The sequence below is a fragment of the Arthrobacter silviterrae genome (genome assembly GCF_011045165.1).
Lineage (GTDB): Bacteria > Actinomycetota > Actinomycetes > Actinomycetales > Micrococcaceae > Specibacter > Specibacter silviterrae.
Window position 1 is genome coordinate 85,065 of the sequence record NZ_JAAKZI010000015.1, and the last position, 7,003, is coordinate 92,067.

Annotated in this window: 6 protein-coding genes; 5 read left to right on the forward strand and 1 reads right to left on the reverse strand. The window is 66.1% G+C overall.

Translation table 11 applies throughout. The annotated features are described in order from the left end of the window. The first annotated feature begins 186 nt into the window (after nucleotides 1-186). On the forward strand, nucleotides 187-1,023 hold the full coding sequence (locus G6N77_RS10340) for a class I SAM-dependent methyltransferase (protein ID WP_205678182.1): 837 nt from the start codon (nucleotides 187-189) through the stop codon (nucleotides 1,021-1,023). 102 nt (nucleotides 1,024-1,125) lie between these two features. Here the strand turns inward: G6N77_RS10340 and G6N77_RS10345 are convergent, their stop codons facing one another. Further along, nucleotides 1,126-1,689 (reverse strand): putative immunity protein, encoded by a 564-nt coding sequence (locus G6N77_RS10345; protein ID WP_165182081.1) that lies wholly within the window; start codon nucleotides 1,687-1,689, stop codon nucleotides 1,126-1,128. Nucleotides 1,690-2,084: 395 nt separating this feature from the next. Between G6N77_RS10345 and G6N77_RS10350 the strand changes: the two genes are divergently transcribed. The 4 genes from G6N77_RS10350 to G6N77_RS10365 are packed head-to-tail and all read left to right on the forward strand — an operon-like array spanning nucleotide 2,085 to nucleotide 6,908. Further along, nucleotides 2,085-3,869: a nitrite/sulfite reductase gene (locus G6N77_RS10350; protein WP_165182082.1), complete on the forward strand. Its 1,785-nt coding sequence runs from the start codon at nucleotides 2,085-2,087 to the stop codon at nucleotides 3,867-3,869. Beyond that, nucleotides 3,866-4,606 (forward strand): phosphoadenylyl-sulfate reductase, encoded by a 741-nt coding sequence (locus tag G6N77_RS10355; protein WP_165182083.1) that lies wholly within the window; start codon nucleotides 3,866-3,868, stop codon nucleotides 4,604-4,606. Before G6N77_RS10350 ends, G6N77_RS10355 begins: the two co-directional genes overlap by 4 nt. After that, on the forward strand, nucleotides 4,603-5,535 hold the full coding sequence (cysD, locus tag G6N77_RS10360; protein ID WP_205678183.1) for a sulfate adenylyltransferase subunit CysD: 933 nt from the start codon (nucleotides 4,603-4,605) through the stop codon (nucleotides 5,533-5,535). Before G6N77_RS10355 ends, cysD begins: the two co-directional genes overlap by 4 nt. After that, nucleotides 5,535-6,908, forward strand: coding sequence for a sulfate adenylyltransferase subunit 1 (locus G6N77_RS10365; RefSeq protein ID WP_165182085.1), 1,374 nt, complete (start codon nucleotides 5,535-5,537; stop codon nucleotides 6,906-6,908). The genes cysD and G6N77_RS10365 overlap by 1 nt, the downstream gene beginning before the upstream one ends. Nucleotides 6,909-7,003 lie beyond the last annotated feature (95 nt).

A 7,003-nucleotide genomic window follows, 5' to 3' on the forward strand; every position in this document is an offset into this window, starting at 1 on the left:
GCGTTCCCGCTACGGACAGGCTCTGGGTGGCTTCCATTGGCAAGCCGCAGTCCAGTGGCTACCCGACTCAAGTCGCCCTTACCGTACGAATTTATCCGTTTTCTGCGGCGCCCCCAATTGACGGGCCCACGGGCTGCTTGGCTCCGTTCTGTTCAGAATTGCCAGACGCCCATTTAGACTGGGCGCATGATCCCACAGCCCCCACCGATCATGCCCGCCGGAGATGCTGCGCATCGTCACCGTGAACTAGCGGAGTCGTTCGGCGCGCATGCCGAACGCTATGACAGTGCCCGCCCGCGCTACCCGACCGCCCTGGTTGACGCCATCTCTGACCGGATGCGTGGACGCTCGATTCTCGATGTGGGGATCGGGACCGGAATCTCCGCCGAGCCTTTCCGGGAGCGCGGATTCGCCGTGCACGGGATCGAACCTGATCCACGGATGGCCGAGCTTGCGCGTGCCAAAGGGTTCGTGGTCGAGATCGCCAAGCTCGAAGAGTGGGAGGCCGCCGGGCGAACGTTCGATGCAATGATCGCGGGGCAGACTTGGCACTGGGTCGACCCGGCCGCGGGCGCCGCCAAGGCCGCTTCCGTCCTTCGGCCGGGCGGCATCCTTGCGCTCTTCTGGAACGCGGGACGCCCGTCTGGCGAACTCGCCACCGAGTTCGCGGCAGTCTTCGACTCTCTCCACACCGGATTGCCGTTCAATCCCTGGGCTCCGGTCTCCGTGGCCGACCCCTATGGGGCCATCATCGACGCAGCCGCAGCGGGCCTGCGCACGACCGCAGCGTTCAGCGAGCTTGACCGGCTCTCCTTCGATTGGCAGGCGACCGCCACACGCGACGCGTGGCTTGAGCAGACATCAACCTCAGGCGGAATCAATCGACTCCAGAAGGACAAACTGGACGCCCTTCTACAAGGCATGGGCGCCGCGATCGACGCCGCAGGCGGCAATCTCACCGTCGACTACACGACCGTTGCAGCCATTTCCGAGCGGCAGCCCACACGGCACAACGCAGCCTGAGCGCGGATTAGCTAACGCTGGCGCTGCGCACACCGTCCGGCCCACATCATGCGACGTGACCGGCCATTGTCTGGCACCCGGTGAGGGTTTCCCCAGCGGACCTCAGATGCGGTCGCGTGGCAGGGGTTGGTCGGGGTCGGCTAAGCCGGCCTGGATGCTTCGAACGATTGAGGCGAGAATGCCGGACGTGAGCAGTCCCGGCCCGAGCGGACCAGCTGAGTCCTCACCAACGGGCGGCAAGCGCCGGAGCGCCCCCCTGACCTCGTCAGACACATGGTCCAGTTGCCACCGGATCTCTTCACCAACCGCATCGGGACGATCGGGCGCGGCCAGCCCGGCCGCTTTCGCGGCGTAGGCGGCCGCGCCCAAGGCATGGGCGCCCATGTGAGCGACGGCCGCGGCCTGGGCGGCAGCGCGAGCAGCCGCCACCGCCGCTGGAGTCTTCACCTCCCGCGCGGCACGGCCGGCGACAAAGCGCCGGCGGATCTCCCCGGCCGCGCCGAGGTCACCGCGGGCAAATGCCCGGGTCCGGGCGATGGCCACTCGCGGCCGAGCATCGGCCGGAGCCTCCGTCTCAAATAAAGCCAAGACGCGCTCCGCACAGTCAGCGGCCCACGTTGCGACGATACGGCGATCGGTCTCGCTTAAAGCCTGCGGGGAAGCCATACCAGCACCATCTCACACCTGACAGAGAGCCGATGGCACCACGACGAGCCCCACACAGGCCGATCCAGGTTGAGTGACCTCAACCGGACACGGCGAGCTGTCCAGCAGAGCGTTCCCTTACGGGACGCACCGAGCATCGGCGGGCCGGCGAATCTCGATCCTGCTGACGGCCACAACAAGGCCAGCGTCAGGTGAAACAAAGCCCGGGCCCATGACATGCGGATCCGTGACCTACGCGGACCCGCCCACCTAGGCGACCGGTCCGGCGTCGTGCTTGTTGCGCGTTGCCAAGCACAACCGGGCCGGAAATGGGGCACGTGACGAAATATTGCCTAAGGTGAACCCGCGTTGCATCCCTTGTTTGCCGTCAATGGCGGGCAATCTACGCTCGTTTCATGACACAGACAGCTCTAGCCGGAGCAACCGCCCCTGGCACTGACAACGGGACAGCCACCACAACTGCAGGGGCCGCCGCCGCGCATGCCTCCCGCCCTGTCCGCGTGCGCCCCGCAACGAAGCCGCATGGGCAGTGGGTTGTGGACGGCAAGGCCCCGCTGAACCCTGTCGAGGCGTGGAAGCAGGAGGACGACGGTCTCTCCGTGCGCCACCGCATTGAGACGATCTACTCCAAGCAGGGCTTCGACTCCATCGCCGACGACGACCTGCACGGCCGGTTCCGCTGGTGGGGGCTGTACACGCAGCGCAAGCAGGGGATCGACGGCGGCAAGACGGCCTCCCTGGAACCGCACGAGCTTGAGGACAGCTACCTCATGATGCGTGTGAGGACCGACGGCGGCAAGCTCACCACCGAGCAGCTGCGCGTGATCGGCCAAATTTCTGTTGACTTTGCCCGCAACACGGCAGATTTGACCAACCGCCAAAACATCCAGTTCCACTGGATTGAGGTGGAAAACGTCCCGGAGATCTGGCGCCGCCTCGAGGCCGTGGGCCTGCAAACCACAGAGGCGTGCGGCGACGTTCCCCGCGGCATGCTGGGTTCCCCCGTGGCAGGCATTGCCAAGGCGGAAATCATCGACCCCACCGATTTCCTCCAGGAGCTGCGCGACCGGTTCATCGGCAACCCACAGTTCTCCAACCTGCCGCGCAAGTACAAAACGTCCATCACCGGCTACCCGGACCACGACACCATCCACGAGATCAACGACATCTCCTTTGTTGGCGTGCGGCACCCGGAACTCGGCCCCGGCTACGACCTGTGGGTGGGCGGCGGGCTCTCCACCGCGCCCCGGCTGGCGCAGCGCGTGGGCGTGTTCGTGCCGCCGGAGGACGGTCCGGCCGTCTGGGAGGGCGTCACCAGCATCTTCCGCGACTACGGCTACCGGCGCATGCGCAACAAGGCCCGCCTGAAGTTTCTGGTGGAGGACTGGGGTGCGGAAAAGTTCCGCCAGGTCCTGGAGGATGAATACCTTGGCCGCAAGCTGCCCGACGGCGTTGCCCCGCCGAAGGCCACCGTCAACGGCGACCATGTTGGTGTCCACGAACAGAAGGACGGCAAGTTCTTCATCGGCGCCGCCCCGTTTGTGGGCCGCTTCTCCGGCACGCAGATGCTGGCCCTCGCGGACCTCCTGGAAGCCCACGGCTCCCACCGCCTGCGCACCACCCCGCTGCAGAAAATCATTGCCCTGGACATTTCCCAGGACAGGGTCGAGGCAGTGGTGGCCGGCTTGGACGAGCTCGGCTTGTCCGCCCGCCCGTCAGTGTTCCGCCGCAACACCATGGCGTGCACCGGCATAGAGTTCTGCAAGCTGGCCATCGTCAACACGAAGGACACGGCCATCGACGTGATCGGCCAGCTCGAGGTGCGCCTGGCCGACCTGGTCGACGCCGGCGTGCTGGGCGATCCCATCACCCTCTACCTCAACGGCTGCCCCAACTCCTGCGCCCGCATCCAAACCGCCGACATTGGCCTGAAGGGCATTGTGGTCCCCACGGACGACGGCGGCACAACAGGAGGCTTCCAGGTCCACCTGGGCGGGGGCTTGTCTTCGCACAACCGCGAAGAGGCAGGCCTGGGCCGCACCGTCCGCGGCCTGAAGGTTGCCATCGACGACCTGGCCGACTACGTGGAGCGCGTCATCCGCAGCTATGCGGCCAACAAGCTGGCGGAGGAGACCTTCGCCGAATTCGCACACCGCGTGGATGAGGAGCTGCTGAAATGACACGATCCGATCCGCTGGTCGAGCTTGTCGAGACCCCGGTCCGCACCCACGCAGAACTGAAGGCCCTGGCCAAAGCCGGTGCCGCCGAGCTTGGCTGGGACGCGTCTGCCAAGGATGTCATCGCCTGGGTGGCGAAAAACTTCAAAACCGGGGCGGCCGCCGTCGCCTGTTCCATGGCCGACGCCGTGCTGCCGGCCCTGGTCGCCGAGCAGCTCCCCGGCGTGGACGTCCTTTTTCTGGACACCGGCTATCACTTCCCGGAGACCTATGCCACCCGCAACGAGGTGGCGGAAAACCTGCGGGTGAACGTGGTGGACGTGAAGCCGGAGCACTCCGTGGCGGAACAGGATTCGCTGCTGGGCAAGGATCTCTTTGCCCGCGACCCTGCCCAATGCTGCGCACTGCGGAAGGTGGAGCCGCTGCACCGTTCGCTGCAGGGCTACGAACTGTGGTTCACCGGCGTGCGCCGCGACGAGGCACCCACACGGACCAATACGCCGCTGGTCAGTTGGGACGAGAAGAACGGCCTGGTCAAGGTCAACCCGGTTGCCACCTGGTCCTATGAGGACCTGCTCGCCTACTCGGAGGAGAACCTCCTCCCCGTCAACCCATTGCTCAGCCAGGGCTACCCGTCCATCGGCTGCGCCCCGTGCACCAAGAAAGTGGCCCCCGGCGCGGACCCCAGGTCCGGACGCTGGGCCGGAACCTCCAAGACAGAATGCGGATTACACGTATGAGCACCCAAGTCACTGAAGCTGTGATTGACCCCGTCGATGTCCTGACATCCCTCGACCTCCTTGAATCCGAGGCCATCCACATTATTCGCGAGGTGGTGGCTGAGTTTGAGCGCCCCGCGCTGCTGTTTTCCGGCGGCAAGGACTCAGTGTTGATGCTGCACCTGGCCACGAAGGCGTTCTGGCCGGGCAAGGTGCCGTTCCCCGTGCTGCACGTGGACACCGGCCACAACTTCCCGGAGGTCATCGAGTTCCGCGACCGCACCGTGGAACGATTGGGGCTGCGCCTGGAGGTGGGCTCCGTCCAGGAGTTCATTGACAGGGGCGAACTTGCAGAACGGGCTGATGGCACCCGCAATCCGCTGCAGACCGTGCCGCTGCTTGACGCCATTTCACGCAACAAGTTCGACGCCGTGTTTGGCGGCGGCCGCCGCGACGAGGACAAGGCCCGCGCCAAGGAGCGAATCCTGTCCCTGCGCGACGAGTTCGGCCAGTGGGACCCCCGCAACCAGCGCCCCGAACTGTGGAACCTCTACAACGGCCGCCACACGGTGGGCCAGCATGTGCGTGCCTTCCCCATCAGCAACTGGACCGAACTGGATGTGTGGAGGTACATCGCCCGCGAAGGCATTGAGCTGCCGCCGCTGTACTACGCCCACGAACGCGAAGTTTTTGCCCGCGACGGCATGTGGCGGGCAGTGGGCGAGGTTTCGCAGCCGCTCCCGGACGAGGAAGTGGTCATCAAGCAGGTCCGCTACCGCACTGTGGGGGACATGTCCTGCACCGGGGCAGTGGTCTCCAACGCCACCACCGTCCATGACGTGGTGCGCGAAGTTGCCGCCTCCACCCTGACCGAACGTGGCGCCACGCGGGCCGATGACCGCATCTCCGAGGCAGCCATGGAAGACCGCAAGAAAGACGGCTATTTCTAATGAGCATCATCGAAGCCCCACTCGCGCAGCTGACCCTGTTCCGCTTTGCCACCGCCGGCTCCGTCGACGACGGCAAGTCCACCCTGGTGGGCCGCCTGCTCCATGATTCCAAGGCGATCCTGGCCGACACGCTCGACGCCGTCACCCGAACGTCGGAGCGGCGCGGCTTTGGCGGGGAAAACGGCAGCACCCAGAAGATTGACCTGGCGCTGCTCACGGACGGCCTGCGCGCCGAGCGCGAGCAGGGCATCACGATCGACGTGGCCTACCGGTACTTTTCCACCGACCGCCGCAGCTTCATCCTGGCGGACACCCCGGGACATGTGCAGTACACCAAGAACACGGTGACGGGCGCGTCCACTGCGGATGCCGTCGTCGTGCTTGTCGATGCCCGCAAGGGCGTGCTGGAGCAGACGCGCCGGCACCTGTCCGTGCTGCGGCTGTTGCGGGTGCCCAACGTGGTGGTTGCGGTCAACAAGATTGACCTGGTGGACTTCAGCGAGTCAACGTTCCGCGCCATCGAGGCCGATGCCCAGGCCGTGGCTGGCGAGATCGGCCTCAGCGATGTGCTGGTGGTCCCGGTGTCCGCGCTGGAGGGCGACAACGTGGTGGAACGCTCCGCCCACACGCCCTGGTACACGGGTGCCACGCTGCTGGAGATCCTGGAAACCCTGCCCACCACAGACGAGCTGGAACGCGGGCTGGAGCCGTTCCGCTTCCCCGTCCAGCTGGTCATCCGCCCGCAAGGCGCGCTGGCCCCGGAGCTTTCTTCCGCGTTCGACGCCGGCGCCTCCTTCCGCGACTACCGCGCCTATGCGGGGCAAGTGGCTTCGGGCTCGGTGTCCGTGGGTGACGAGATCACCGTGCTGCCGTCCGGGCGGAAGGCGTCAGTGGTGGGGATTGACTTTGCGGGGCGTGCCCTGGACCGTGCCGTGGCTCCCCAGTCCGTTTCGCTGCGGCTGAGCGAGGAGATCGACATTGCCCGGGGCGACGTGATCGCCGCCACCGGGACGTTTGGAGAGGTCAAGCAAGACTTGTATGCGGAGCTGTGCTGGCTTTCGGCCAAGCCGCTGCGCGAGGGTGCCAAGGTACTGATCAAGCACGGCAGCAAAACTGTTCAGGGCCTGGTCCGCGCCGTGACGGGCAAGCTGGACCTGGAGACGTTTGGCTACGGGGCTGTTTCGGGCTTGGAGCTGAATGACATTGGCACGGCACAGATCCGGCTGTCCTCGGCACTGCCCATTGAGACGTATGCGCTGCACCGGCGCACCGGCGCGTTCCTGGTGGTCGACCCCCAGGACGGCAACACGCTGGCCGCCGGCCTGGTCAAGGACCACCCGGGCGACCACGAGGATGAGCGCTACGTGATCTAGCCCCTGGTGGCCGGGCTTGTCGCCGGTGGTCGAGCTTGTCGAGGCTCTGGTTTTGCCGCCGTTTCCGCACTTTTTGGCGCCGCTGTGTCGGTCGC

Bases quoted from the DNA above. Each gene is read 5' to 3' on its own strand.
- G6N77_RS10340 (WP_205678182.1), top strand. From the start codon at position 187: ATGATCCCACAGCCCCCACCGATCATGCCCGCCGGAGATGCTGCGCAT.
- G6N77_RS10345 (WP_165182081.1), bottom strand. From the start codon at position 1,689: ATGGCTTCCCCGCAGGCTTTAAGCGAGACCGATCGCCGTATCGTCGCA.
- G6N77_RS10350 (WP_165182082.1), top strand. From the start codon at position 2,085: ATGACACAGACAGCTCTAGCCGGAGCAACCGCCCCTGGCACTGACAAC.
- G6N77_RS10355 (WP_165182083.1), top strand. From the start codon at position 3,866: ATGACACGATCCGATCCGCTGGTCGAGCTTGTCGAGACCCCGGTCCGC.
- cysD (WP_205678183.1), top strand. From the start codon at position 4,603: ATGAGCACCCAAGTCACTGAAGCTGTGATTGACCCCGTCGATGTCCTG.
- G6N77_RS10365 (WP_165182085.1), top strand. From the start codon at position 5,535: ATGAGCATCATCGAAGCCCCACTCGCGCAGCTGACCCTGTTCCGCTTT.